This window comes from Arthrobacter sp. P1_B11 (genome assembly GCF_056406715.1).
This window is the reverse complement of sequence record NZ_JBFTZQ010000068.1, coordinates 1-714: the sequence shown is the minus strand read 5'-3', so window position 1 is coordinate 714 and position 714 is coordinate 1. Positions and strand designations below refer to the sequence as shown.

Sequence of the window (714 nt, the reverse complement as noted above, 5' to 3'; positions counted from 1 at the left end):
GCTGAGCAAGCTAAACCTTGTCAGGGGCTTACCCAATCTGAAGTTCGCTTCAGACGCTCTTTGTGAAGCATGTCAGAAAGGCAAATTCACAAAAGTCCCTTTCAAGGCAAAGAATGTTGTCTCAACCTCAAGGCCGTTGGAACTTCTGCATATCGACCTTTTTGGACCAGTGAAAACTGAGTCTATAGGTGGCAAGAGATATGGGATGGTTATCGTTGATGACTATAGCCGCTGGACATGGGTAAAGTTTCTAACCCGCAAGGATGAGTCTCATGYTGTGTTCTCTACCTTCATTGCTCAAGTGCAAAACGAGAAGGCTTGTAGAATTGTGCGTGTCAGAAGTGACCATGGTGGAGAGTTTGAGAATGACAAGTTTGAGAGTCTGTTTGATTCCTATGGAATTGCACATGATTTCTCTTGTCCCAGRACTCCTCAACAAAATGGTGTTGTTGAGAGGAAGAACAGAACTCTTCAGGAGATGGCWAGAACCATGCTCCAAGAAACTGGCATGGCTAAGCACTTTTGGGCAGAGGCAGTAAACACARCATGTTACATTCAGAACAGAATCTCTGTGAGACCAATTCTGAATAAGACTCCYTATGAATTGTGGAAGAAYATAAAACCCAACATYTCTTATTTTCATCCTTTTGGYTGTGTTTGTTATGTTCTCAATACTAAGGATAGATTGCATAAATTTGATGCTAAGTCTTCTAA

Annotated in this window: 1 protein-coding gene; it reads left to right on the top strand. The window is 42.1% G+C overall.

All coding sequences use genetic code 11. From position 1 onward, the window contains the following. Nucleotides 1–136: 136 nt before the first annotated feature. Nucleotides 137–714 (top strand): DDE-type integrase/transposase/recombinase (locus AC1D14_RS22580; RefSeq protein ID WP_476969236.1); only part of this gene is annotated, 578 nt, incomplete at its 3' end.